This is a genomic window from Exiguobacterium sp. CH10, from assembly GCF_018617635.1.
Lineage (GTDB): Bacteria > Bacillota > Bacilli > Exiguobacteriales > Exiguobacteriaceae > Exiguobacterium > Exiguobacterium aestuarii_A.
The window spans coordinates 226,222-252,012 of record NZ_JACSKO010000003.1 but is presented as its reverse complement, the minus strand read 5'-3'; the positions used below and the strand labels follow the sequence as shown (position 1 = coordinate 252,012).

The 25,791-nt window shown below is 49.7% G+C and carries 30 protein-coding genes and 1 riboswitch; of the genes, 16 read left to right on the top strand and 14 right to left on the bottom strand.

The window, feature by feature from the left end; genetic code table 11:
- The first annotated feature begins 90 nt into the window (after positions 1–90).
- The 4 genes from queC to queF are packed head-to-tail and all read left to right on the top strand — an operon-like array spanning position 91 to position 2,382.
- Positions 91–735, top strand: coding sequence for a 7-cyano-7-deazaguanine synthase QueC (gene queC / locus KNP04_RS11725; RefSeq protein ID WP_015880476.1), 645 nt, complete (start codon positions 91–93; stop codon positions 733–735).
- Positions 732–1,190, top strand: a complete 459-nt coding sequence (queD, locus tag KNP04_RS11720; protein ID WP_214876317.1) for a 6-carboxytetrahydropterin synthase QueD — start codon at positions 732–734, stop codon at positions 1,188–1,190. Before queC ends, queD begins: the two co-directional genes overlap by 4 nt.
- Complete coding sequence (gene queE, locus KNP04_RS11715) at positions 1,172–1,882, top strand: 7-carboxy-7-deazaguanine synthase QueE (RefSeq protein WP_214746937.1); 711 nt, start codon at positions 1,172–1,174, stop codon at positions 1,880–1,882. The genes queD and queE overlap by 19 nt, the downstream gene beginning before the upstream one ends.
- A gap of 11 nt (positions 1,883–1,893) precedes the next feature.
- On the top strand, positions 1,894–2,382 hold the full coding sequence (queF, locus tag KNP04_RS11710; RefSeq protein ID WP_015880473.1) for a preQ(1) synthase: 489 nt from the start codon (positions 1,894–1,896) through the stop codon (positions 2,380–2,382).
- Between the two features lie 29 nt (positions 2,383–2,411).
- Here queF and KNP04_RS11705 read toward each other — a convergent pair whose 3' ends face one another.
- On the bottom strand, positions 2,412–3,068 hold the full coding sequence (locus KNP04_RS11705) for a TVP38/TMEM64 family protein (protein ID WP_214876315.1): 657 nt from the start codon (positions 3,066–3,068) through the stop codon (positions 2,412–2,414).
- A 111-nt stretch (positions 3,069–3,179) separates the two neighbouring features.
- Here KNP04_RS11705 and KNP04_RS11700 point away from each other — a divergent pair, with 111 nt between their 5' ends.
- A complete protein-coding gene (locus KNP04_RS11700; protein ID WP_074034204.1) occupies positions 3,180–3,677 on the top strand; it encodes a hypothetical protein in 498 nt (165 codons plus the stop codon).
- Between the two features lie 24 nt (positions 3,678–3,701).
- Here KNP04_RS11700 and KNP04_RS11695 read toward each other — a convergent pair whose 3' ends face one another.
- The 3 genes from KNP04_RS11695 to KNP04_RS11685 form a co-directional block, all read right to left on the bottom strand.
- Positions 3,702–4,193, bottom strand: a complete 492-nt coding sequence (locus KNP04_RS11695; RefSeq protein WP_214876308.1) for a hypothetical protein — start codon at positions 4,191–4,193, stop codon at positions 3,702–3,704.
- Between the two features lie 87 nt (positions 4,194–4,280).
- On the bottom strand, positions 4,281–4,772 hold the full coding sequence (locus KNP04_RS11690) for a GNAT family N-acetyltransferase (RefSeq protein ID WP_353047928.1): 492 nt from the start codon (positions 4,770–4,772) through the stop codon (positions 4,281–4,283).
- A gap of 25 nt (positions 4,773–4,797) precedes the next feature.
- Positions 4,798–5,562, bottom strand: coding sequence for a TrmH family RNA methyltransferase (locus KNP04_RS11685; RefSeq protein ID WP_214876306.1), 765 nt, complete (start codon positions 5,560–5,562; stop codon positions 4,798–4,800).
- Between the two features lie 221 nt (positions 5,563–5,783).
- Here KNP04_RS11685 and KNP04_RS11680 point away from each other — a divergent pair, with 221 nt between their 5' ends.
- From KNP04_RS11680 to KNP04_RS11670, 3 genes are all read left to right on the top strand, one after another.
- On the top strand, positions 5,784–7,412 hold the full coding sequence (locus tag KNP04_RS11680; protein WP_214876304.1) for a PTS transporter subunit IIBC: 1,629 nt from the start codon (positions 5,784–5,786) through the stop codon (positions 7,410–7,412).
- A 52-nt stretch (positions 7,413–7,464) separates the two neighbouring features.
- Entirely contained in the window at positions 7,465–8,256 is a 792-nt protein-coding gene (locus KNP04_RS11675; protein ID WP_074034194.1) for an endonuclease/exonuclease/phosphatase family protein, read from the top strand.
- 117 nt (positions 8,257–8,373) lie between these two features.
- Positions 8,374–9,552 carry an MFS transporter gene (locus KNP04_RS11670; RefSeq protein WP_214876302.1) on the top strand — a complete coding sequence of 393 codons (1,179 nt, stop codon included), beginning with the start codon at positions 8,374–8,376 and terminating at the stop codon, positions 9,550–9,552.
- A 34-nt stretch (positions 9,553–9,586) separates the two neighbouring features.
- Here KNP04_RS11670 and KNP04_RS11665 read toward each other — a convergent pair whose 3' ends face one another.
- Positions 9,587–10,291 (bottom strand): alpha/beta hydrolase, encoded by a 705-nt coding sequence (locus tag KNP04_RS11665; protein WP_214876300.1) that lies wholly within the window; start codon positions 10,289–10,291, stop codon positions 9,587–9,589.
- A gap of 73 nt (positions 10,292–10,364) precedes the next feature.
- On the opposite strand from KNP04_RS11665, the gene KNP04_RS11660 reads away from it, so the two are divergent.
- Positions 10,365–11,630 carry a purine/pyrimidine permease gene (locus KNP04_RS11660; protein WP_214876298.1) on the top strand — a complete coding sequence of 422 codons (1,266 nt, stop codon included), beginning with the start codon at positions 10,365–10,367 and terminating at the stop codon, positions 11,628–11,630.
- Between the two features lie 24 nt (positions 11,631–11,654).
- On the opposite strand, the gene KNP04_RS11655 is transcribed toward KNP04_RS11660, so the two are convergent.
- From KNP04_RS11655 to KNP04_RS11640, 4 genes are read right to left on the bottom strand one after another with little or no spacing between them, the layout of a single operon-like run.
- On the bottom strand, positions 11,655–12,047 hold the full coding sequence (locus KNP04_RS11655) for an RDD family protein (protein ID WP_214876296.1): 393 nt from the start codon (positions 12,045–12,047) through the stop codon (positions 11,655–11,657).
- The gene (locus KNP04_RS11650) at positions 12,044–12,691 is read right to left on the bottom strand and encodes an NAD(P)H-binding protein (protein WP_214876294.1); all 648 of its coding nucleotides are present in this window, start codon (positions 12,689–12,691) and stop codon (positions 12,044–12,046) included. Before KNP04_RS11650 ends, KNP04_RS11655 begins: the two co-directional genes overlap by 4 nt.
- 34 nt (positions 12,692–12,725) lie before the next feature.
- Positions 12,726–14,030, bottom strand: a complete 1,305-nt coding sequence (locus KNP04_RS11645; protein WP_214876293.1) for a nucleobase:cation symporter-2 family protein — start codon at positions 14,028–14,030, stop codon at positions 12,726–12,728.
- Positions 14,027–14,608, bottom strand: a complete 582-nt coding sequence (locus KNP04_RS11640) for a xanthine phosphoribosyltransferase (RefSeq protein ID WP_214876291.1) — start codon at positions 14,606–14,608, stop codon at positions 14,027–14,029. Before KNP04_RS11640 ends, KNP04_RS11645 begins: the two co-directional genes overlap by 4 nt.
- A gap of 77 nt (positions 14,609–14,685) precedes the next feature.
- Positions 14,686–14,787: riboswitch (purine riboswitch) on the bottom strand.
- Positions 14,788–14,913: 126 nt separating this feature from the next.
- On the opposite strand from KNP04_RS11640, the gene KNP04_RS11635 reads away from it, so the two are divergent.
- From KNP04_RS11635 to KNP04_RS11625, 3 genes are read left to right on the top strand one after another with little or no spacing between them, the layout of a single operon-like run.
- On the top strand, positions 14,914–15,522 hold the full coding sequence (locus KNP04_RS11635; RefSeq protein WP_214746901.1) for an NAD(P)-dependent oxidoreductase: 609 nt from the start codon (positions 14,914–14,916) through the stop codon (positions 15,520–15,522).
- Between the two features lie 60 nt (positions 15,523–15,582).
- Entirely contained in the window at positions 15,583–17,136 is a 1,554-nt protein-coding gene (locus KNP04_RS11630; RefSeq protein ID WP_074034179.1) for an ABC-F family ATP-binding cassette domain-containing protein, read from the top strand.
- A gap of 20 nt (positions 17,137–17,156) precedes the next feature.
- Positions 17,157–18,284, top strand: a complete 1,128-nt coding sequence (locus KNP04_RS11625; protein ID WP_214876289.1) for a DUF418 domain-containing protein — start codon at positions 17,157–17,159, stop codon at positions 18,282–18,284.
- Positions 18,285–18,374: 90 nt separating this feature from the next.
- Here KNP04_RS11625 and KNP04_RS11620 read toward each other — a convergent pair whose 3' ends face one another.
- From KNP04_RS11620 to KNP04_RS11605, 5 genes are all read right to left on the bottom strand, one after another.
- Complete coding sequence (locus KNP04_RS11620; RefSeq protein WP_214876287.1) at positions 18,375–19,304, bottom strand: manganese-dependent inorganic pyrophosphatase; 930 nt, start codon at positions 19,302–19,304, stop codon at positions 18,375–18,377.
- A gap of 94 nt (positions 19,305–19,398) precedes the next feature.
- Positions 19,399–19,533, bottom strand: a complete 135-nt coding sequence (locus KNP04_RS15465) for a hypothetical protein (protein ID WP_285801235.1) — start codon at positions 19,531–19,533, stop codon at positions 19,399–19,401.
- 97 nt (positions 19,534–19,630) lie between these two features.
- Entirely contained in the window at positions 19,631–19,912 is a 282-nt protein-coding gene (locus tag KNP04_RS11615; RefSeq protein ID WP_074034990.1) for a HesB/YadR/YfhF family protein, read from the bottom strand.
- Between the two features lie 67 nt (positions 19,913–19,979).
- Positions 19,980–20,939 carry a LacI family DNA-binding transcriptional regulator gene (locus KNP04_RS11610; RefSeq protein ID WP_214876285.1) on the bottom strand — a complete coding sequence of 320 codons (960 nt, stop codon included), beginning with the start codon at positions 20,937–20,939 and terminating at the stop codon, positions 19,980–19,982.
- 10 nt (positions 20,940–20,949) lie between these two features.
- Complete coding sequence (locus KNP04_RS11605; RefSeq protein WP_214876283.1) at positions 20,950–21,183, bottom strand: hypothetical protein; 234 nt, start codon at positions 21,181–21,183, stop codon at positions 20,950–20,952.
- 245 nt (positions 21,184–21,428) lie between these two features.
- On the opposite strand from KNP04_RS11605, the gene KNP04_RS11600 reads away from it, so the two are divergent.
- The 4 genes from KNP04_RS11600 (at position 21,429) to KNP04_RS11585 (ending at position 25,773) form a co-directional block, all read left to right on the top strand.
- Positions 21,429–22,712, top strand: coding sequence for an NCS2 family permease (locus KNP04_RS11600; protein ID WP_214876432.1), 1,284 nt, complete (start codon positions 21,429–21,431; stop codon positions 22,710–22,712).
- A 228-nt stretch (positions 22,713–22,940) separates the two neighbouring features.
- The gene (locus KNP04_RS11595) at positions 22,941–23,678 is read left to right on the top strand and encodes a (Fe-S)-binding protein (RefSeq protein WP_214876281.1); all 738 of its coding nucleotides are present in this window, start codon (positions 22,941–22,943) and stop codon (positions 23,676–23,678) included.
- A 2-nt stretch (positions 23,679–23,680) separates the two neighbouring features.
- A complete protein-coding gene (locus KNP04_RS11590; protein ID WP_285801236.1) occupies positions 23,681–25,081 on the top strand; it encodes a LutB/LldF family L-lactate oxidation iron-sulfur protein in 1,401 nt (466 codons plus the stop codon).
- Positions 25,081–25,773, top strand: a complete 693-nt coding sequence (locus KNP04_RS11585; protein WP_214876276.1) for a LutC/YkgG family protein — start codon at positions 25,081–25,083, stop codon at positions 25,771–25,773. The genes KNP04_RS11590 and KNP04_RS11585 overlap by 1 nt, the downstream gene beginning before the upstream one ends.
- The last annotated feature ends 18 nt before the right edge of the window (positions 25,774–25,791 follow it).

Below are 25,791 nucleotides of genomic sequence, written 5' to 3'. Positions count from 1 at the left end.
CCTTTTTATGATAAATTATATGCTTGAGGGTGACCTCCGGAGTTCGTAACCTCCTCCGACATCAAAACTAGCGAAAAGGAAGTGTGCTTCATGCAACACGAAAAAGCTTTGGTCGTCTTCAGTGGTGGCCAAGATTCAACCACTTGCCTATTTTGGGCAAAACAACAATTCTCTCATGTGGAGGCGGTGACGTTCGCATATGGTCAACGCCATGATGCGGAAATCGAGGTCGCAAAAGAAATCGCGGCAGAACTCGATGTCCCACACCACATCCTCGACTTGTCCCTACTCGGACAACTCACATCAAACGCGCTCACGAGACATGATCTCGACATCGACAATGCGGACGTTCCAAACACGTTCGTCGATGGACGCAACCATCTATTCTTATCATTTGCGGCTGTCATGGCCAAACAACTCGGTATGCATCACATCGTGACCGGTGTATGTGAAACGGACTTTTCAGGTTACCCGGATTGCCGAGACCAATTCATCAAATCACTCAACGTGACACTTAATTTAGCGATGGACTATCCATTCGTCATCGACACACCGCTCATGTGGCTCGATAAAAAAGAGACGTGGGCACTCGCCGACGAACTTGGTGCCTTTGACTACGTCAAAGAACGTACGCTCACTTGCTACAACGGCGTCATCGGTTCAGGCTGTGGAGAATGTCCGGCGTGTAAGCTTCGCCAAAACGGACTCACAGCTTACGAGGAGGTGCGCGTATGAAACATGCTCCATTCCTTGCCCCGACCAGTGTCGAATCGAAACAAGAAGGGTCGCTCATCTACTGCCCGCATCGCGTTCAAATCGTCAAAGAAGTGACATTCGACGCGGCGCACCATCTATTTGACTATGACGGCAAATGTCGTGCCCTTCATGGTCATACGTATAAGCTCCAGATGGGTGTCAGCGGTTTTCTCGATAATCGCGGGATGACGCTCGACTTTGGTGACTTGAAAAAAATCTTCAAAGAAGAGCTTGAGCCATATCTCGACCATCGCTATTTGAACGAGTCACTCCCTTATATGAATACAACTGCAGAAAACATGTGCTATTGGGTTTTTGAACAACTGGCGACACACCTGCCAAATGAACGCGACGTCCGCGTCGAATTCGTACGCCTATACGAAACACCGACGTCATACGCAGAGTTCCGCCGTGAATGGTTGGTGGAATCGTGAAAATCCCTGTTTTAGAAGTATTCGGACCGACCTTCCAAGGAGAAGGACGTGCCATTGGACAGAAGACGATGTTCGTCCGGACCGCCGGTTGCGATTATCGCTGTTCGTGGTGCGATTCAGCATTCACATGGGACGGTTCAGAAAAACCGGACATGCTGACGGCGGACGAGGTCATCGATCGCCTTGACGCACTCGGTGCGTACGATTACGTCACCATATCGGGTGGAAACCCGCTCCTCATCGCGGCCATGGAGAACCTCGTCGTGAAATTGAAAGAGCGTGGCGTCACACTCGCCGTCGAGACGCAAGGTAGCCGCTATCAAGAGTGGCTCACACAGATCGATGACGTGACCCTCAGCCCGAAGCCTCCTTCATCTGGCATGAAGACAAACTGGGAACAACTCGACGCCATCGTCGAACGGCTGCGCCCGGAGCAGACGACATTCAAAGTCGCTGTCTTTGATGAAGTGGACCTCGCCTACGCGAAAGAAGTACAACAACGCTATGCACCGGACGTCATGTATTTATCTGCCGGTAACCCAGAGCCAGGTGCTGACGGTGATATCACCGATGCCCAGCTCCGTCGTTTAAAACAATTGTGGGAAGACGTCGCACGCGACCCTTCATGGCAAAGCGTTCGCGTCCTGCCACAACTACACACATTACTGTACGCCAACGAACGTGGCGTCTAAGGAGAATGAACATGAGACCAGAAGACTTACAAGACCTCTCGCTCCTCGGACAGAAGAGCGTCCCTTACATTTTTGAATATACACCTGACGTCCTCGAGGCGTTCCCGAACCGTCACCCGGAGAACGACTACTTCGTCAAATTCAACGCACCGGAATTTACGTCCCTGTGCCCAATCACAAACCAACCCGATTTTGCGACGATCTACATCTCGTATATCCCGGATGAGAAACTCGTTGAGTCGAAGTCATTGAAGTTGTACTTGTTCAGTTTCCGTAACCACGGTGACTTCCATGAGAACTGCATCAACGTCATCGGGAAAGACCTCGTCAAGTTGATGGAGCCGCGCTATCTCGAAGTGTGGGGCAAATTCACACCGCGTGGCGGTATCTCGATTGATCCGTATTACAACTACGGAAAACCGGGTACGAAGTACGAAAAAATGGCGGAGCATCGTTTGTTCAACCATGACCTCTATCCAGAGACGGTCGACAACCGTTAACTAAAAAGTAGGCGCTCCATTGGAGTCGCCTACTTTTTTTGATAGCGATGGATCTGTCGCTTGATCGGTTCACGGAACACGGTCGCGATGAGCGTCAATACGAGCATGATCCCGAACGCCAATGCAATCAGCGTCCAATCTCCGCTCGCGATGCTGCTTCCGAGAAAATTGTTCGCGAACGCCCCAGGAATCATACCAACGACGGTCGCAAACAGATACGCCGGTACGTTTACTTTTGCCAAACCGGAAGCATAACTGACCAAATCGAAATTGACGAGCGGGATGAGACGTAGGATGAGTACATAAAAGAATCCGTCCTCTTCGATTTTGTGCTGAATCGCTTCATAGTTCTTTGATTCGAAGTGATGCAAGAAACGGTCGCCGAAATAAACGGCCACATAATACGCGACGAGAGCACTCAGTGTCGCCCCGATGACGGTATAGACGACACCTGGTAACATCCCGAACGCCAAACCGCCGGCGACCGATAAGACGGACGTCGGAAACAGGATGAGCGGGCGAACCGTGAATAAGAGAATATAAATCAAAGGAGCCAACCAACCGAATTGAATGATATAATCCCGGATGTCCCCTGGACTTACATCAATCCATTGATAGAGGAACGTCGCTGTCCCGAACAGGAGTAGGACGAGTGCAATCATCCACTGTACCTTCCATTTTTTCATCGTCCTCCCTCCTTCCTATTTGGTTTTATTCCCGCAATCCGAGATGTCATCCATCTTTTTTCAGCCATCCCGATGTGGTACGGTTAGAGAAAGCAGAAGGAGGAAATCGATATGAACCTTGCAGATGCCCTAACATTAAAACAGTTGCTCCATGAGCAAATCGATACATTGACCGAAGAGATTGAGCACGTGGCATTCATCTCGCTCGAAGTGAATGATTCCATTCCGACGATTCAGTCCCGCTCCCTTCAAGATATCGAGATGGAACTTGAGCACATCCGTCTGGACTTACGTCAGCTCGACCGTCTCATTCAAGAAGCGAACGTCCAAGCCGTCGTTGAAACGCATGACGGTCCGCTCCCGCTCGTAGAGGCAATCGAACTCGCCATTCAATTGCGTGTCCAAGCACGTCTTTATGAGAAATTGTCATTACGTCCGAAAAAGGAATACGTGCACGGGGTTTCCGTGATCAAACACGCCTTATATGACCCGGAGCTATACCGCTTGAAAGCACGCGATATTAAAAAACGAGCCATTCGAATCGAAAGTGCCATCCAGGCCGTCCGCTACCAGACCGATATCGACTTTGATGCTTCACGATATATGTAAAAAGCGAAGGGGTCCCTTCGCTTTTTACATATGGTCATGGTGATTATGGTGGATATCATGATGGTTCGATGAAGAAGAACGGTGACGTGGTGGAGCCTCATCGGCAAATTTTTCCCCGTCCAAAATGCCGAGACGCTTGTATTGACGGTCGAGCCGCTCTTTCGTCTCCTCGCGAACGGATCTTGATTCCATCACCAATTGATAGCACCCGAGTGCGACACGGAACGGTTCCATCCGTGTCCGTTCAATCGAGAAGGAATCGACACCTCGTAAATACTCGGCCAATCGCTCGGCCGTGTCATCGTCCGGATCATCGGCGAGTTGCGAGGCGAATTGTTGTAAGTCCTTCAACGTGCTCGATGTTTTGGAATGTTGAAAAATCGTTTTTACGAACGCAAAAATAATCAGACCGAACACAACCATGAACACGATAGGAAATATCGACACAATCCCGGTAAAGAATGAGTCCCCCATGGAGTCACTAAACGGATCTCCGCCAAATCCAAACACTGTCATTTCAAATTCCCCCTTTTTCTTTGTGTACGTTCATTCAGTCGAATCGGTTTCATCAAAAAACCGCGATCATTCGACCGCGGCATCCATTCAACTGTTCAATTGTTTCTCCATCATGATACGTGGCTCGCCGTCTTCGGTGTAGGCGCCCATGATGTCATATCCGCAAAGGAGGTTCAAGATGATGACCCCTTTGTTCGTATTGCGCGCTTTCGTCCGAATCGAATGGAATCCTTGCGCTTCGACCCATTCAAGTTGCGTGTCCATCAGCTTGCGACCGATACCATGCTTTTGAAAGTCTGGGTGTACGCCACCCGCCCAGCTATAAAATCGATAAGGCTCTGCCTCATAACCAATTTTAAAGCCGACCAGTTGCTCTTCTGAGAATGCTAAGAGCACTAGTGGATTGGCGTGTCGATACAGGCGCTCTTTAAATCGCAGCTGATCGAGGTCACCATATAACGTGCGGTACAGTCGGAAGAAGTCCTCTTCAAAATCTTTAAAGTTGTTCGTCACATCTTTTACGATAAATGAACTCGTCGTACTCATCGTGCCATCCCCTTTCAGTTTCTGGACAAAGATTCCGTACGTCTGTTCTTTTCGCCGTTCATTCCGAATTTCCTGTCTCCCGTTCGAAAGCTGTTACACCTTTTTGTTTATATAGTCCGAGCGTACGCTTCGGTAAGCTCTTGACCATCCAGTCTTTGAAGATGCGCGCTTGATCTTCGACAGGCAGTTCATAGCCATCCGTCACGATATGACGTGACCGTGTCGTGACATCATACAAAGAAATCGCAGCCGCCACCGAGATGTTCAAACTTTGAACGTATCCTTGCATCGGAATGACAAAGTTTCCGTCCGCCTTGTTGAGTGCGGCCTCCGAGACGCCACTATGTTCGTTCCCGAATAGAAGAACCGTCGGCTTCGACACATCTACTTCTTCGAGCGGAATCGCTTCCTCGCTTAGCGCCGTCGCATATACTTGGTAACCACTTTCTTTTAAAGCGTCAATCGCTTCTTCAATCGATCCGTGCTCCACGACGTCCACCCAGCGATCGGCGCTTTTGGCGATAATCGAGTTCGGTTTGAACTTTGCTCGCCCTTCGACGACATGCAACGTTTGTACCCCGAACGCATCGGCTGAACGCAACACAGCGGATTGGTTGTGCGGATCGTCCACACCTTCCGTCAAAATCGTGATATGGTTCGTTCGTGTATTCAACACTTCATACATCCGTTTAATGCGGTCTGGCATGAGCATTTCATAGAGAGGAAGATCGTCCTCCTGCAATACACCCTTCTGCAATAACTGTTCTTTTAATTCAATCTGCTCGTCCTTCGTCAAAGCAGATGTGGTCTGTCTCCAACCCATCTTTCTCGCTCCCTTCAACCTATCATATTGTAGCTAGATTCGATTCGACTGACAAGTTCACCTAACATCTTCCATTGTCGCTTTGAAAATGAAAACAAATGAAAATAGCGAAAACGGTTGCATGAATTTATGCAATCGATTACAATCATTTATGCAAGCGATTGCACTATTGGCAAACACAAAAATAGATAAAACTCCCTCACAGGAAGGAAGCGTATAGCATGAAACAATTGATCTCATTCGATTTCTGGCAAAAACTCGGTAAGGCCTTGATGGTCGTCATCGCCGTTATGCCAGCTGCCGGTTTAATGATTTCCATCGGTAAATTGATTGGAATGTCAGCCGGAGATGTCGGTATTTTATTAACAACAGCTCGCATCATTGAAGATTTAGGTTGGGGCATCATCGTCAACTTACATATCCTCTTCGCAGTCGCGATTGGTGGTTCGTGGGCAAAAGATCGTGCAGGTGGTGCGTTCGCAGCACTTCTCGCCTTCATCTTGATCAACCGTGTCACAGGTGCCATCTTCGGTGTCAACGGTGCCATGCTTCAAGATCCGGAAGCGACAATCGAGTCACTCTTCGGTGCAAACCTTGTCGTCGCTGACTACTTCACATCTGTACTCGGCTCACCTGCCCTCAACATGGGTGTGTTTGTCGGGATCATCGCCGGTTTCCTTGGTGGTGCACTATACAACCGTTTCTACAACTTCAACAAATTGCCGAACGCCCTCTCGTTCTTCAACGGGAAGCGCTTCGTACCATTCGTCGTCATCCTTGGTTCAGTCGTTGCTGCCATCGTTCTATCGATTGTATGGCCAACGATTCAAGGTGCGCTCAACAGTTTTGGTGAGTGGATTGCCACATCACGCAACACGGCTCCAGTCCTCGCTCCGTTCATTTATGGTGCGCTCGAGCGTCTCCTCTTGCCGTTCGGTTTACACCACATGCTCACTGTTCCAATGAACTACACGGAACTTGGTGGAACGTACACAATTTTAACAGGCGCGACAGCTGGGTCAGTCGTTGCCGGACAAGACCCGCTCTGGTTGGCATGGGTAACAGACCTCGTCAACTTGCGTGCCGCTGGTGATACAGCTGCATACAACGCCCTTCTCGCTGATGTCGTTCCGGCCCGCTTCAAAGTCGGTCAAGTCATCTTGTCATTCGCTGCTTTGATCGGTGCCGCATATGCGATGTATCGTAATGTTGACGCTGAGAAGAAAGCACAATACAAGCCGATGTTCTTGTCAGCTGGACTCGCTGTCTTCTTGACAGGTGTCACAGAACCAATCGAGTTCATGTTCATGTTCGTCGCGCCAGTCCTTTACGTGGTCTACGCGCTTATGGCCGGTGCTGCATTCGCATTGGCAGATATCATCGACCTACGTGTCCATGCTTTCGGTGCGATTGAACTCTTGACGCGCATCCCGATGATTGTAAAAGCGGGACTACTTCAAGACTTGATCAACTTCGTTCTCGTCTCTGTAGCATTCTTCTTCCTCAACTTCGGTGTGTTTAACTTCTTCATCAAGAAGATGAACTTGCCGACACCAGGACGTAACGGGAACTACATGGAAGAGACGACAGAGAAGTCATCTGTGACAGGTAACGAACAAGTCATGGGGATTATCGCCCTTCTCGGTGGGGAAGAAAACATTGAAGATGTCGATGCATGTATGACTCGTCTTCGTGTGACCGTTAAAGACGTCACACTCGTTTCTGACGAACAAGATTGGAAGAAAAATGGCGCCATGGGTCTCATCGTGAAAGACCGTGGAGTCCAAGCCATCTATGGACCGAAAGCCGACGTATTGAAATCAGACATTCAAGACGTCATCGGTGCATAATCTACTGGCCAACTCGCTCGAGAGTTGGCCTTTTTTCTAAAGGAGGACTATCGTGAATATTTTAACGCTCAATTGCCACGCCTGGTTAGAAGACCGTCAACAAGAAAAGATTGACGCCATCGTCGAACGCATCGCGAGTGAAGAGTACGATCTCATCGCGCTTCAAGAAGTCAATCAACATAAAGAGGCCCCACTGATCTACGGGAACATCCGTGAGAACAACTTCGCACACGTCCTCGTCGAGCGCTTAAAAGAGTTGGACGTTCACTATCATATGACATGGGACTTTGCCCATTATGGATACGATATTTACGAGGAAGGCGTCGCCATCCTGTCGCGCACACCGTTCCTATCAACAGAATCGTTCTTTGTATCGAAGACGACGGACCCAGACAACTACAAGTCTCGTAAGATTGTCAAAGCTGTGATTGCAGGCGCAGATGCTCCAACGACTATTTACTCGTGTCATCTCGGATGGTGGCATGATGAAGAGGAGCCGGTGAAACACCAACTCGATGAACTGATTCGTCGCGTCGAGCATGACGACCATGCCCTTCTACTCGGCGACTTCAATAACGATGCTTTCATTCGAGGAGAAGGATACGATTACTTGATGGAGAATGGACTCCAAGATTTGTTCCATCTCGCAACAGAACGGGAAGGCGATGCGACGGTACAAGGAAAAATCGCCGGGTGGGACGAAAATAAAAAATCACTTCGCATTGATTTGATGTTAACGAATGCCCCGATTCATGTTTCTCGCCATGCGGTCGTCTTTGATGGTGAGAACGGACCGATTGTCTCCGACCACGCCGGTGTCGAAGCAACTGTATTTTGGCGCTAATTCGCCTTTTTCTCCTTACTTGGGAGAAAAGGGTTTTTCTTTTGGAGAAAATCTTGTAACGTGATAGAAGACTGATGTCTAACTACTAATGAATGAGATAGAAAGAAGTGTTTGAATATGAAGACAAGCTCGCTCAGTCGAAGCGACTGGACTTTAGTTTTATCCTTATCCTTATTAACTTTCGTTCTCGGAACGAGTGAATTTGTCATCGTCGGGATTTTACCCGATATCGCAAACGGGTTATCCATTTCGATCGCGACGGCCGGGAGTCTCGTATCGGCATTCGCCATCAGCTTTGCCGTCGGCACACCAATCACCATGTCCTTGACGAGCCATCTTCCTAAACGTAAATTGATGCTTGGCCTGACGATTCTCTTCACTATCCTGAACTTGTTGAGCAGCCTGGCACCGATGTATGAGTGGTTACTCCTCTTGCGTATGTTGACGGCCGTCGTCACAGGTGTTTTGATCTCGCTTGCCATGCTCGTCGCAAGTGAAAGTGTCCCACCGACAAAGCGTGGGGTCGCCGTATCCTTTATTTTTGGTGGATTCACGATGGCGAACGTGTTCGGCGTTCCAATCGGGACATTCATCGGACAACAGGCAGGTTGGGAATCCACATTTATATTAACGACTGCACTCGGTGCAGTCGCCTGGATTGCCATTTACCGCGTCTTGCCGAACCAATTGTCTCAAGAAAAAGCATCACTTCGTGAACAATTGACATTGCTGACGAATCCGCGCATCTTGATCGCATTCCTGATTCCGGCGTTCGGTTTCGGGGCAACGTATGTCGTATATACGTATCTCGTGCCGATTTTAAAAGATGTACTCGGTGTACCGGTCGCTTGGGTCAGTCCGATTTTATTCGCATACGGATTCATTTCGATTTTCAGTAATATCGCTGCCGGAAAGATTGCTAGTCACAATCCAATCGGACGCTTACGGTTCGTCTTTCTCGTCCAAGCGCTCGTCTTGGCCGCGCTATTCGTGACGACGTCGAATGTGACGCTCGGTCTTCTCAATATCGCACTTATGTCGTTCATGGCGATTTTATTGACGACATCGACTCAGATTTATTTGATCGATTTGGCAGAGAAGTTCAATCCGAATGCCAAAGGTCTCGCCTCGTCACTTATGCCCGTGGCGAGTAATGTCGGGATTGGACTCGGTTCCGCTCTCGGTGGTGTCGTCTATGCGACGAGCCCCATCATGACGCTCGCACTTGTCGGCGGTCTGGTCGCCTTCGTCACAGCCGCGTTGACCGCAGTCAGTTATTCGCTTGATCAACGCTAACACGTGTGCACCTTCATCGAGGTGCACACGTTTTTTATAACCATTCGAGAATCGCTGATAGGACTTCGTCCAATTGTTCTTTCGATGTGAGCGGGCTTTCCTGATCTCCTTTTTGTGGACCATACATTCCGAAGTTTGCATGATTCCCGCCTTCAATTTGTACGAATTGGCTATCTTCAGGGAGGTCGCTTCGACTCGCCTCGATGTCTTCCGGGACAGCCAATCCATCCAATTCACCGGAAATCGATAGTACACGTAAGTCGCTATCGACCATCGAACTGATCGGATACGAAGCGAGGAAAATGACACCCTCTACCAATTCTTGATGCTCCAGTGCATACCCCGAAGCCGCCGAACCTCCGAGTGAATGACCGGCCACGATCCAGCGTTCGATCTCCGGATGTGTCTCGATGATTGGAGCTGCTGCATCAATATCTAAAATGCCTAAATTGAGACGAAGCGACGGAATCGCGACAAAGACACCCTCTTCCGCTAATTGTGTTCCGTAATAGGCATACGCCTCTTTCTCGACTTTCGCCCCTGGATAAAGAATGACGCCGACCTCACTCGTCGTGTCCCCAAACTCGAGACGGTTGTCGACCACTTTCCCCTCTTCGGCATACTGTGTCGCTTCATCGGTCGGTCCATACGTGAACTGTGTCCAAATCAAAAAGCCTGCTACCGCGACAACAAGCAATCCTACGATTGAGAGTGCGGCCCACTTGAAGAATTTCTTCATTATATAGCCTCCATTTGCATCCACTTCCTCATAACGTTACACTAATAAGAAAAAGCATGATCAGGGGGACACCATGACCAGAAGTAATGTAACCACGACGATTCAGTGGTTTATTTTTATTTTAGCTACAAATATTGTACCACCACTCTCCATCGCCGCCTTGTTTGAACTGTCACCAGATGAGACGATGACCTTCATATCCCGCTCACTCTTCATCTTCGCACTCTTTAGCATCATCCAGACGTTGCTCGGACATCGCCTCCCGATACTCGAAGGACCCGCTGGCATTTGGTGGGGCGTCTTCACCTTATACGCATCCATCGGTCCTGCCTTATACGGAAGTCAACAAGAGACGTTGCAGGCACTTGGATTTATGTTGTTCTTAAGCGGTATCCTTGGCGTGTTGCTAACCGTTACCGGTATCTTAAGACGAATGCTTTCCCTGTTTACACCACAAGTACTCGGCGTCTATATGATTTTACTCGTCCTCCAATTGTCAGGGGCTGTTATTAAAGGTGGCTTCGGAGTGACGGAAGACGGAATCAATATCGTTCAAGCCGTCGCGACAGCAGGTCTCGTCTTGTTTGCACTCACGCTCGAACAAAGTCGCTTTAAACAATACGGACTCGTCATGACGCTTTTCGTCGGGTTCGGTTTATTCCATTTGCTCGACCTTGGAAATCCAATCGTCCGCTCGGAATCGTTCTTCCTCGTACCGGAACTTCTTCCGTTCGGAAGTTGGGTGTGGGATTGGAACTTGTTGCCGACGGCTTTCGTCATCACCTTGCTTCTCATGACGAACGTCCTTGCGAACATCAAATTAATCGAACGCATCGTCAGCTCTCGTGAAAAACGCGAAATCAAAGGGAACGTTCCAGCGTCTGGTGTCGCGAGTGGAGTCAGTCAAATCGTGGCCGGTCTGTTCGGAACACCGGGTCCTGTCGCCATCTCAGGGACGGCCGGATTCCTCTCTTCGACGGAGAGCGTCCAGCGCGCCCCTCATTTAATTGCCCATGCCCTCATGATGGGATTAGCACTCATCGGTCCTTTCGTCTCGTTGATTGCGAGTATCCCAGCCGCTGTCGGCTATGCGATCGTGACACCACTTATCGCAACGATGATCATCATCGGAATCAATGAGGCTGCCTTCGAATTAAAACAATCAACGGCTTCCCTTACGGTCGGTCTCCCGCTCGTCATCGGTGCCGGGGCGATGCTCTTGCCACCAGGTTCCATGAATGATTTGCCGCCGCTCCTTGCGACCGTCTTCTCTAACGGACTCGTCCTCGGAACGATTGTCGCTTTGACCGCAGCTACTTTGAGTAAAATTAGAGATTAAAAAAAAGAACTGGCCATATAACGGTCAGTTCTTTTCACGTACATGCATATGATAACGGGCATCGTGCGGTAACACGGCGCCTTCTTCTTGTTCAAAATGCGCACGGTCTTTCCAGTATCGCACCCCCGACAACGTATCACGGTAAAGAGCACGCTGTAGCGCCTGTTTTGCCGTGACAGCGGTGCCGTCGTCATTTTTCAACTCGAGCCCCATCAACTTATAGCCAATGGTTTGTCCGCCTCGACTCATTTGGCAAGCTTCCATCGCGTATGTGAGCAGTGTCGGTGTGACGACTGCATGCACGAACTCGCTCTTCACTTTCTTGCGCACGAGTTGCTCCACGCCATAGCTGACGAGCCCTGCGATGACACTGTCAATTAAGACCGCTTTCGTTCGTTTCTTCGTCAATGGATTCATCGGCTCATCCTCTGCATCATACCCGACGTCAACACTTCGATTCCTTCGCCTTCTTCAGACGCCATGATCAACGCACGTGCGACATGCAGCGCTTGAATCGGTGCGATTTCTGGTGCCTTTTCCACTAACAGCGACTGGAACGGGCGACTGATGACCTCAGCCGCTTTTTCCCCGAGTCGGAATGAATCACGCTCGCCGAGTAACAACGAAGGACGCGCGATAATGAGATGATGGAAGTTGAAGATGCGCAATCCGTTTTCAAGCTCCCCTTTTACCCGGTTGTAAAAGAAAGAAGAACGTAACGATGCGCCTTGTGCCGATACGACCGCATAGCGTGTCGCACCGTGTGCCTTGGCAATACGAGCGACTTCAAGTGGCAACTCCAAATCAACTTGCTTGAACGCTTCTTGTGAGCCAGCGACCGCAATCGTCGTGCCAAGTGCACAATAGACGTCATCGATGTGTGGAAGTGCCGCATCCATCTCCTCGAATCCGACGACCTCGTGTAGTTTCGGATGACTCCATCGCTTCGAGCGACGGACGACAATCCAGACCGACTCATAACGGTCACTCTCTAACAGCTGTTCTACCAATTCGCGGCCAATCAAGCCGGTCGCGCCTACGACAAGTGCAGTTTTCCCCATTCGTGACTCCTCCTAGACTACTATTTCCTTCAGTCTAGCTGACTTGCCGTTCTTCGGCAATGATCGTCGCGGGACGGAAACGGTCCATCATACGGAAGAATCCGTTTAATAGGAGCGCCGTGAACGATCCTGCCACAATGGCACTATCTGTGAACAATTGAAGCCATTCCGGCATGTTGGCGACGATTGCCGGGTTAGCGGTGATACCGAGTCCGACACCAATCGAGAGTGCGATGGTAATCAAATTCTCGTTTTTCGAAAAATCGACTTGACTCAGAATCCGAATGCCGGAAGCGGCGACCGTTCCGAACATGACGAGCATTGCTCCACCTAAAACAGGCTTTGGAATCAATGTCGTGAACGTGGCGACTTTCGGAAGGAATCCGAGCAAGATGAGTAACCCACCTGTCCAGAAGATGACACGGCGCGATTTTACACCAGACAATTGAACAAGTCCGACATTTTGACTGAACGTCGTGTACGGAAAGCTGTTGAAAATTCCTCCGAGAATCGTCGCGACGCCTTCCGCACGATACCCTTTCGTCAATTCGTTCGCACCGATCGGTTTTTTCGTGATATCGCTGAGCGCCAAGAATACACCTGTCGATTCAATCATCGAAATAATGGCGACGAGCGTCATGACGAGGATGGCAGACACATCGAATGTCGGCATCCCAAAGTAGAACGGTTGAACCATTTGGAACCATCCCGCTTCACGGACAGGACTGAAGTCCACGAGACCGAGCGAAGCAGCAACCCCTGTTCCGATGAGGACGGCAAAGAGGACAGCAGCGGCGCGTGTGAAGACAGTACCAACACGGTTCAAGATGAGAATGAGTAAAATCGTCAAACCACCTAATCCGAGATTCTGCATGGATGCGAATCCAGACTCACCTGGCATCCCGCCACCGATGTCATTGATAGCGACCGGAATCAGTGAGAGACCGATGATCGTCACGACCGAACCGAGAACGACCGGCGGGAAGAAACGTGCGAGCTTCCCGACAAATCCGGAAATGAGGATGACGATGAGCCCACTGGCAATCAACGCACCATAAATGGCCGTAATCCCATTTGCGCTTCCGATGGCGATCATCGGACCGACCGCCGTGAACGTACATCCGAGGACGACCGGCAATCCGACACCCGTGAAGCGTGTCGTCCATACTTGTAAAAGCGTCGCCACCCCACACATGAATAAATCAATTGCGACGAGATAAGCGAGCTCGGTTGGACCAAGCCCGATGGCACCACCGACGATGAGCGGGACGATGGCTGCTCCCGTGTACATGGCGAGCAGATGCTGAAACCCGAGACTTGCCGTCTTAAATGTATTCATCGAACGACCTCCACGAATGAGATGTGGTCTTTCTCTAATTTCGCGATACGTGCCAACGATTCGACGCGATAACCACGCTCAATCAGTTTATCGCGCCCTGGTTGGAACGATTTTTCGATGACGATGCCAACACCTGCCACTTCTGCACCTGCCGCTTCGACAAGTTGTGTCAGTCCGAGTGCCGCTTCCCCGTTTGCGAGGAAGTCATCGATGACGAGAACGCGTTCGCCTGGTAAAACGAAGCGCCGGCTCAAGCTGATGCGGTTCGTCTCCTGTTTCGTGAACGAGTAGACATCCGCTTCGACGAGGTCGTCTTGGAGCGTCAGCGATTTCCGTTTACGCGCGAATACGAACGGGATGCCCATCTCAAGCGCTGTCATCATCGCTGGCGCAATCCCACTCGATTCGAGTGTGACGATTCGGTCGATTTGAGCGTCTTTGAAACGTTCTGCGAACTCTTTTCCGATGGCTTGCATGAGTGCGGGATCGACTTGATGATTCAAGAAAGCGTCAACTTTCAACACTTGGTCGGATAAGGCCCGACCCTCTTCACGGATTTTGTCTTCTAACTGCTTCATTGTTGTTCCCTCCATTAAAAAATGCGATTCGTCACCCCTCATCGGGAGGCAACGAACCGCATGGAAATCAACGACAGCATACGACAAGCGCCACCCGTAGTCGAACCATTTACGGTAGTTCGGTAGAGACTTGCGGACCATATTTCCGCTGATATACGAGTGCGAATCTATTTTTATAAGATAGACCTTATTGTAGACGAGCTGACGAGAAATGCAATAGGTTGGAATCAAACGGTGAAATGTTCGATTTTTCTGAAACTGCTGTATACTGTATGTATTGGATATGAGAGAGGAGCCCTGCCCTTATGAAGTTATTCGTATTAGGCGCAACCGGTCGGACCGGACATCAATTCATCGACCAAGCCATCGAGCACGGTCATGACGTCACCGCATTCGTACGTGAACAGAAAAAGTTGATTCGGACCCCACAACTTGAAATCATCGAAGGCGACTTATATGACATCGATGCGTTAACAGAAGCGATGCACGGTCATGATGCGGTCATCAGCTGTCTCGGAACGGATTTGAGCGATCCGGACTTTTTAGCGAGTGTCACGGACAAGCTCGTCCCAGCGATGAAGACGAATGGCATCTCACGCGTCGTCTATTTGGCCTCAGCCGGAATCGACAATGAGATCCCGGGACTTGCTGGGAAAGCCATTACGTTCATGCTCCGGAAACCCCTCCGTGATCATCGGGCAGCCGTGGACCTATGGCGCAATTCGTCATTCGATTATACGATTGTGCGCCCGATGCAATTGACGGACGGTCCTCGCACCTCGACTTATCGTATGGCCATCGACGAGGTACCGGATAACGGGAAACACATCTCACGGGCAGATGTCGCTCAGTTCATGCTTCACGCCATCGAAGAGAATGAACACGTACGGGAGTCAGTCGGACTGGCGTACTAATTTGATTGGATTCATGCTACAATATCGGGTAGTTTACTTTGAAAGGAACGAAAACGAATTATGAGTATATTAACGGTACAAAACTTGAGCCACGGCTTTGGTGACCGCGCTATTTTGAACGATGTCTCTTTCCGCCTCTTAAAAGGGGAACACATCGGTCTCGTCGGAGCGAACGGTGAAGGAAAATCGACGTTCATGAACATCATCACACGCAAACTGCAACCGGATGAAGGGAAAATCGAATGGGCGAAAAATGTCCGTGTCGGTTACCTCGATCAACATGCGGTGCTCGAACGCGGGATGACAATTCGTGACGTATTAAAAGGTGCTTTCCAATACTTGATCGACATGGAGACGCGCATCGGCGAACTCTACATGGAGATGGGTGACGCGACACCTGAACAGATGGAAGACATGCTCGCTGAAGTCGGTGAACTTCAAGAGACGCTCGACTCGAACGACTTTTATATCATCGATGCGAAAGTAGAAGAAGTCGCACGCGGTCTCGGTATTTTAGATGTCGGTCTCGACCGTGACGTCACGGACTTGTCAGGTGGGCAGCGTACGAAAGTATTGCTTGCGAAGTTGCTTCTCGAGAAGCCAGATATCTTGCTCCTCGATGAGCCGACCAACTATTTGGATGAAGTGCATATCGAGTGGTTGAAACGCTACCTCCAAAACTATGACAATGCCTTCATTTTGATCTCACACGATATCCCGTTCTTAAATAGCGTCATCAACTTGGTCTACCATATGGAGAACCAAGAGTTGAACCGCTACGTCGGGGACTATGACAAGTTCATGGAAGTGTACGAGATGAAACGCTCGCAGCTTGAAGCAGCCTATAAGCGTCAACAAGCTGAGATTGCCGACTTGAAAGATTTCGTCGCCCGGAACAAGGCGCGCGTCTCGACACGAAACATGGCGATGTCACGTCAGAAGAAACTCGATAAGATGGATGTCATCGAATTGAGTGCAGAGCGTCCGAAACCGGAATTCCGCTTCCTGCAGGCCCGTACATCGGGACGACTCATCTTTGATGCCAAAGGTCTCGTCATCGGATACGACGAGCCGCTCTCACGTCCGCTCGACCTTCAGATGGAGCGCGGTCAAAAGATTGCCCTCGTCGGAGCAAACGGAATCGGGAAGACGACGCTCTTAAAGAGCTTGCTTGGGTTGATCAATCCGCTTGAAGGAACCGTTGAGCGCGGTGAGTTTCTTGAGATGGGTTACTTCGAACAAGAAGCGGCAACGAGCAACAACACATGTATCGAAGAGATTTGGAGCGAGTTCCCGTCACTCAACCAACAGCAAGTACGCGCGATGCTCGCGAAGTGCGGACTCATGACGAAACACATTGAAAGTAAAATCTCCGTCCTCAGTGGTGGTGAAAAAGCGAAAGTTCGTCTTTGTAAACTCCTCAACAACGAGACAAACCTTCTCTTACTCGATGAGCCGACGAACCACTTGGACGTCGACGCGAAGGAAGAGTTGAAGCGTGCGTTGAAAGAGTACAAAGGAAGTGTCCTCCTCATCAGTCACGAACCAGAATTCTATGAAGATATCGTCACAGACGTCTGGAACTGTGAGTCGTGGACAACGAAAGTATTTTAATTCAGTAAAGGACGTGTCGTATGGCGACCCCAATTCAAACGAATGAACGGATTATTTTGTATGACATTATCCGAGGGTTTGCCCTCTGCGGCATTTTCCTCGTCAATATCCCGAGTATGCTCGGGAGCGACTGGATGTTCGGTCGTCCCGATTATTATGGGAGCGACTTGTTCGTCCGCACGCTCTTTGACTTGTTCGTGCAGACGAAGTTTTATACGATTTTCTCCCTCTTATTCGGGATCGGCTTTTCGATTTTCCTCGAGCGTTCTTACGCTCGTGGCGAATCGGTCAGTCGTTACATACGCCGGATTTTGATCCTCTTCTTGTTCGGTCTCGCGCACTTGGCGATTTGGTCAGGTGATATCCTCCATACGTACGCGATGTGGGGCTTATTGCTTCCCCTTTTCTATAAGTTGAGCAACCGTGCCATTCTGACGTGGGCATGGGGCTTGTTGATCGGAAGTATCCTTCTGTTGTATGGAACTTCCGCGTTGAGTGAATGGAGCACGGGTGGAAGCTATTATGGCGGCATCCCGTTCCCTGATGTATTCAATCAAGGGTTTGGTGCCTGGTTCGATTATCGATATTCCATCGAAATTTTTAACGCCTTCTCCAACTCGTTCGTTGTCGGTTTCGAGATTCTCAGTCTATTCTTATTCGGACTGTATATCGGACGTGAACGAAAACTTCTGACGTGGCGTCTAGAAAGCTTGATGCGCACGGCCATCATCTGTGCCGTCCTCGCCCTTCCATTCTTCGGCGTGATCATTTGGCATCATTATGGTGAAGGGTATGCATACTTCTGGTTAAACTTGTTCGCCGTCTTGATTTCCGGGAAGTTACTCGCCACGACTTACGTCTGTCTGTTCACGGTAGCCGTTCGTAAAGGTCGTACGTTCGCGCCTCTTCAAGCGCTCGGACGGATGGCACTCACGAATTATTTGACGCATACGCTGATCGTGTTCTTACCGGTGATCGCACTCGGTGCATACGGGGCGCTCTCTTTAACCGAAGGGTTATTCCTCAGCATCGCCATTTTGATTGCCCAAGCGTTCTTCTCGATGTGGTGGCTAAAAAATCACCGTTACGGACCGTTTGAGAAGCTATGGCGTTTAGGGACATATGGAAGACAAACGAAATCATCCTAAGATCGGACTTCATTGTCCGGTCTTTTTTTAAACAAAAACTGCAGACGAATGAACGTCTGCAGTTCCGCTCGAGGCTAAGGCTTCGACTTTTTATTTTGTTGCCGCTTCAGTTAAAACCGGCACGATTTGCTTCTTACGTGAGACGACGCCAGGAAGTGTCGCCAATCCGTTTTGAAGCGTCACGTTGAACGCTTGTTCGAAGAGTTCTGGTTTTGGTCCGACGACAATCGCTTCTGAGTCGTTCGTCAAAATGTTCGTGATGGCGAATACGAACAAGTCTAAGTTTTTCGCCGCAACCGTGTTAGCAATCGCTGCTTCGACCTCCTCTTTACGGTTCAAGACATCATTCGCATCGACCGTGTTCACTTGCGCGATCTCGACACGATAGTCGCCCATTGCGAATTCTTTCGCATCGAGTGAGATGAGCTCTTCAATCGTTTTTTGGCTAAGGTCTGCACCGGCTTTGAGCATCTCAAGCCCGTATGCTTCTGCATCGACGCCAGCAATCTCAGCAAGTTCTTTCGCTGCTTTGATATCCTCATCCGTGCATGTCGGCGATTTGAAGAGAAGTGAGTCCGAGATGATGGCTGAAAGCATCAAACCGGCCATATCCACTGCGATTTCGACACCGTGCTCTTTATACAACTTCAACAAAATCGTCGCTGTACATCCGACTGGCTCCGCACGATAGTAGAGCGGGTCTGCCGTTTGGAAGTTCGCGATGCGGTGGTGATCGATGACTTCAAGGATTCGCACGTCTTCGATGCCGTCTGCACTTTGCTGGAACTCGTTGTGATCGACCAAGATGACTTCTTCTGCCTCACCTGTTATGCTTTCAATCAAGCGTGGTGCTTTTACGCGGAAGTGATCGAGTGCGTATTGCGTTTCCCCGTTTACTTCACCGAGACGGACCGCTTCTGCGTCCATCCCTAATTTCTTTTTCAACTCGGCATAGGCGAGCGCTGATGTGATGGTATCGGTATCTGGATTTTTATGTCCGAAGACTAGTACTGTACTCATGTCTCATTCTCCTCACTAAATAGTTTTCCCTTATCCATTATAACGTCCACGGCATTTCTTTCAATTCCCCAAACAAAAAGAGCCGTGTCGGCTCTTATGATTGTTCGTCTTCATCTGTCTCCTCGAGGTCGGAATGATCGCCTTTTGAATCTTCTTCGTGGGAGATATCCGGTTGATCTCGTTTCAACTTATCTTTTTCTTCTTGTTCACGCTTTTCTTTGTCTGACATATCGTGTCATCCTTTCGAAAATCCGACTTGTCGTAATCTGTTCCCCAAGCAAGATTTCGTCAAACGACATTTCATCAAACGTAAACAAACTGAAACGTCAGGCTTGAACGAAAACGATTTCTTCTCCACGAAGTTCGACTTTCACGTCTTGTCCTTGGAACAACCACTCATCTTGTTCCGCCACGACGAAACGAATGCCGTCTTCTTCGGTCTCAACAGCCGCATTGTTCACGTCTTCTGTGATGACTCCCACGGAGAAACCGTGCGTCAAGTCTGTCGAACCCCCGTATTTTGCAAACAAACGAACCGTTTGACCCGCTTCGACTTCCATTTCTTCTTTGAACCATTGGAGCGCTTCTTCTGTTACTTGAATCTTCATAACATTTCCTCCTCTCGACTACTTCTTTCATTCTAAACGTTTCAAATGAGTCGAGCGAGGATGTTGCCTAAAGTGTCATTCCCGCTTGATAGCTGACGGTCATCCCGTGAATCTCTGGAATGGCTCCGTTCATCTCAGCGAGTGTCGTTTCGAACAGTTGACGACCAATCTGTTCATTCGGAGAAAGCATCGTCGACAGCCCGAACGCCCGACTAATCGGATGACCATCAAACCCTAGCATGGCGACTTCCTCAGGGATGGTGACGTGCCGCCGTTGCATCTCCCCCAAAAATCCGAGAGCGACATAATCCGACGAGAAAAAGAGCGCTCGAGGACGCTCTTTTTGAGAGAGGAACGTTTCTGCTAACCGAATACCGTCCTCACTCGTCAAATAACCGGTCCAAATCCATTGCTCACGCGCATGCGCTACTTCATCGAAATAGGCTTGCTGACGCGCAAGGGAGCTCGGACTATGGCTTCTTGACAAGATGATTCCAATCTCTTCATATCCATGCTCCTGTAGCACATGAATACCTGACACGAACGATGCATAATGGTCGACATGGATGGATGAGATCGTCTCCGGTGCGCCGACGGTCGCTACGGCAATCGGTCCGTACGCACGATACGTCTCCATTTCCTTAAAGGACATTTCGTGCGACAAGACGATCGCCCCATCGACTTCGCGATGCTTCAATAAATCGAGTGCTTGTCGCTCCTCACTCAGCTTATACTCCGTCTGCCACATGACGAGTCGGTAATCGTGCTCGAGGGCCGCTTTCGCAAGCCCGTTGACGAAGAGACCGTAATACGGATGATCCATATAAGGTAAGATGACGACGACACGTTGTGTTTTCCCCGTCGACAACGTCAACGCCTGTTGATTTCGCAAATACCCGAGCTCTTTCATCGCCGCATGGACACGGGTCCGTTTTTCCTTCGATACATACGGATGCTCGTTCAACACGCGCGAGACCGTCGTCACCGATACGTCAGCGTGCTTCGCGATATCTCGAATGTTTGCCATTCGCCCCACCTCAACTTGTCAGTCTTTGCATATAGTGTACCCACTCTGCTTGCTGACTGTCACCTCTTTCGACGACTTGACTTCGAATCGCTTGAACGAGACGGAAGCGCTCCTCTAACGGTAAATGAAGAAACTCTTCCTGGAAACGGGTACACAACATTTTTCCAAACGGCGTATACAACTGATTGATAACGAGTTCGTATACGATTCCACTGCACCATGTCTTCCACGTTGTCGGTTTCATATCGGTTCCCCTCCCTTTGTCTATACCGTATCTTCTGAAACGCGTTTCAGAGCAAGGCCTTTTTTGAAAAAAGTTTATTTCCGAACATTATTTATTGGTAACTTTCATTTTTCATGTTTTTTACTCAAAACAATTGACGGGAATCAAACATTTTTGTATAGTCATCAAGTTGATAACGTTAATTTAAACATTTTTCTCAATTAATGTTCGGAAATAGACCGAAATAAGGAGTTTTATCGATGAATATTTTTCAACTGAAACAACATGGTACGAATGTTAAACAAGAAGTGACAGCCGGGATTACAACGTTCGTGACGATGGCGTATATCTCTGTCGTCAACCCGGCGATTCTATCTGACGCAGGAATCCCGTTCGCTCAAGCTTTCACGGCGACGATCATTGCCATCCTCATCGGAACAGGCTTAATGGCATTTTATGCGAACTTGCCGATTGCTGTGGCACCCGGGATGGGGCTCAACGCCTTCTTCGCTTACACGCTCGTCGCCCAAGAACAAATCGCACCATCCGCCGCACTCGGCGTCGTCTTCGTCTCGTCCGTCTTCTTTTTAATCTTGTCGCTTTCTCCGATTCGGACAAAACTGATTCAGGCGATCCCGACTTCGTTGAAACATGCGATCACGACCGGAATCGGTCTCTTCATCGCTTCGCTCGGATTAAAGTTATCAGGATTGATTGTCGCAGATGAGGCAAACTTGGTGCGTCTCGGTGATGTATCCTCACCAGAAGTGTTACTCGTACTCGGTGGTTTAATCGTCTCGGCACTTCTCTTCTCACGCAATGTTCCCGGTTCGTTATTGATCGGGATGCTACTCACTGGAATCGCTGCTTACTTCATGGACATCTTACAAATCAACGGTGTCACGGCAATGCCGACACTTCCAGAAGGACTCATGGTCAACCCGGTAACAGCATTTAGTGATGTCATTCAATATGGATTATTCGGTGCCGTCCTCTCGTTCTTCCTCGTCACATTGTTCGATACGACAGGTACACTTGTCGGTGTCGGGAAACAAGCTGGTCTCTTAAAAGAAGACGGAACGATTGAAAATGGTCACCGTGCACTCTTTGCCGACTCACTTGCCACAATGGGTGGTTCACTCGTCGGGACGAGTCCTTCGACGGCATACATCGAGTCTGCAGCCGGTGTCGCACAAGGTGGACGTACAGGTCTCACAACGGCCGTCGTCGCTGGTTTGTTCGGATTGACGCTCTTCTTCAGCCCGCTCATCGGTGCCATCTCTGGCGTTGCGGCGATCACAGCTCCTGCACTCATCATCGTCGGGGCGCTCATGTTGACGAACGTACGTTATATCGACTGGAGCGACTTTAGCGAATACTTCCCGGCCTTCATGACGATTTTGATCATGCCGCTTTCAGGAAGTATCGAACGTGGGATCGCATTCGGGTTCATCTTGTACCCGATCTTCAAAGCGATGAACAAAGAGACGGTTCACCCGCTCATCTACTTGTTCGGCGCACTCTTCATCTTGGAAATGTTCTTCCTATAATTTAGATACAAGACCTTCGTCATATGACGAGGGTCTTTTTCTGTTATACGTGACAGAATGCTGTTTTATATCAGACTATGGATGAATTCTTATTCAGTGAGACGCGTTATCAATTAGACAGGATTTTACAAATAAATCAGTTTTTCTCCCCATTTTTCTGTCACTTTTCTACGTATTATGAAATAATGACGGTGAAATCGCTATCATGAGAAGAAAGAAGGAATGGCTATGCCGAATGTAGCTTTATTCGTCACTTGTTTATCTGATACGTTGTTTCCATCCGTCGGACAAGCGACAGTCGAACTGCTCGAACATTTAGGGTGTGAGGTGACCTTCCCTTTTGAACAAACGTGTTGTGGGCAACCTGCTTATAACAGCGGCTATCATGAGGAAACGAAAAAGATTGCCAAGCATATGATTGAAACGTTCGAACAAGCAGATGCGGAATATATCGTCGGACCATCGGGATCATGTGTCATGATGATGCGCGACTATCCGCATTTGTTCCAAGGTGATCCGGTATGGGGTCCTCGTGCAGAGGCACATGCCGCCAAAACGTTTGAGCTGACGCAGTTCATCGTCGATGTGCTCGAAGTCACTGATGTCGGCGCCAAATTCCCCGCCAAAGCGACTTATCATGCGTCTTGTCACATGACCCGCCTTCTCGGAATTGAAGCGGCGCCTGGAAAGTTGCTAGGAAACGTTGATGGCTTGACGATGGTCCCCCTCGCGAACGTACATAACTGTTGCGGGTTCGGAGGGACGTTCTCCGTCAAGATGCCGGATGTGTCAGTGCAGATGGTGGATGAGAAAGTCGAATCGATTTTACAGTCCGGTGCAGACGTTTTGATTGGGGCAGATGCATCGTGTCTGATGAACATCGGCGGACGCCTTCATAAACAGGGACATCCGATTAAAGTGATGCATATTGCCGAAGTCTTGAACGAAGGAGTGAAGCAAGCATGAGCATGGGGATTCGGTTAGATGAGAAGTTTCAGGACCGTCGCAAGGACGGGATTGAGGATGCGTTCATGCGGCAAGCCGTCAGTTCAGCTCAAAACCGGCTGCGGGATGGACGGTTGGATGCTGCGGGTGAACTCGGAGACTGGGAAGCCTTCCGTGACCACTCGGAAGAGATTCGTCAACACGTGCTTGAGCATCTCGACTATTACTTGTATCAATTGAGCGAGAATGTCTCAAAACGAGGTGGGAGCGTCTTCTTCGCAGAGACGCCAGAAGAAGCGAACCGTTACATTCGGGAAGTCGTTCGTTCGAAACAAGCCAAACATGTCGTGAAATCAAAATCGATGGTCACAGAAGAGATTGGATTGAACGAGGCGCTTCAGGAAGAAGGATGTACCGTCGTCGAGTCCGACCTTGGGGAATGGATTTTACAACTCGACGAAGATCCACCGTCTCACATCGTCGCCCCCGCTCTACACAAAGACCGCAACGCTGTTCATGAGACGTTCACCGCTCACGGCTATACCGGTTCAAATGATCCGACTGAACTGGGGCGCTATGCACGACAAGAACTACGAAAAGACTTTTTAAAGGCAGAAGTCGGCATCACCGGCTGTAATTTTGCCATTGCGGAGAGTGGAGCCGTCGGACTTGTGACCAATGAAGGGAACGGTCGCATGGTGACGTCACTTCCTGACACGGTCATCTCTGTCATGGGGATGGAACGCGTTGTCCCTTCTTATGAAGAGTTCGAGGTACTCGTCAATATGCTTTGTCGAAGCGCGGTCGGTCAACGCCTCACGTCATACATCACGACATTCGCCGGGACGCACGCGGTCGGTGAAGTCGATGGTCCTGAAGAATTCCACCTCGTCATCGTCGACAACAAGCGTTCTAGCATTCTCGGGACACAGTTCCAATCGGTCCTGCAATGCATCCGTTGCGCGGCATGCATCAACGTCTGTCCGGTCTATCGCCATATCGGCGGTCATGCATACGGGTCAATTTATCCTGGTCCAATCGGTGCCGTGTTGGCCCCACTCCTAGATGGATACGAGAACTATAAAGAACTTCCTTATGCGTCGAGTCTTTGCGGTGCCTGTACAGAGGCATGTCCCGTGAAGATTCCGTTACACGAGCTGTTGATTGAACACCGCCGCGTCATCGTTGAGGAAAAGAAACAATCACCTTTCGTGGAACGAATTGCGATGAAGGGATTTGCCGTCACAGCATCAAGTCCGTTCTTATTCGAAGCAGCGGAACATGTCGCACCGTTTGCGACATCACCGTTCGCCACATCCGGTCAGATCGAAAAAGGACTGCCGGCTTGGACGGACTCGAAAGACTTGCCACAGCCGAACAAACAGACCGTCCGAGATTGGTTCAAGAAACGGGGGAACGCCTGATGAATCCTGGTACAATCACAAACCGTGAAGACTTTTTACAACGCATCGCCAAACAGCTCGGGCGTGAGGTCGACCTCACCCCACCTAAACGCGAGTACAAACATCGCCCACAAGACGACGTGTTAAAAGATGCGAGCGAAGAAGAGCTACTCGAGACGTTTCGCATGGTCGCGACACGAATCCACACCGATTTGGTGGAATGCGAATCCACGCATCTTGATGATACGCTCCGCATCTTGATTGAACGTTACGAAGGAACACGGATCCTTGCGGAAAACGATGACCGAATTTCCGCTTGGGCGCCCACAACGAGCGAGACGTTCGTATGGTGGGATTCGACAACGCCGGACACGAGCCGAGAGCTCGCCGCACGTGCCGACATCGGCATCACGATCGCGGATGCGGCGTTTGCGGAAAGTGCAACAATCGTCCAATATGCGAAGCCGGGAAAATCACGGACGATCAGTCTGTTACCGCAAGACCATATTGCGATCATCCCGAAATCTGTCCTTGTTCCACGTATGACGCAAACGGCACAACAGCTTGCCGCACTCGATCGAGATGGTCTCCATTCCCCGAACGGTGTCAATTTCATCTCCGGTCCGTCGAATTCGGCCGACATCGAAATGAACCTCATCGTCGGTGTTCATGGTCCTGTTCGAGTCGCCTATGTGTTGGTACATGATCTATAAGTATAGCCCCTCCATCGA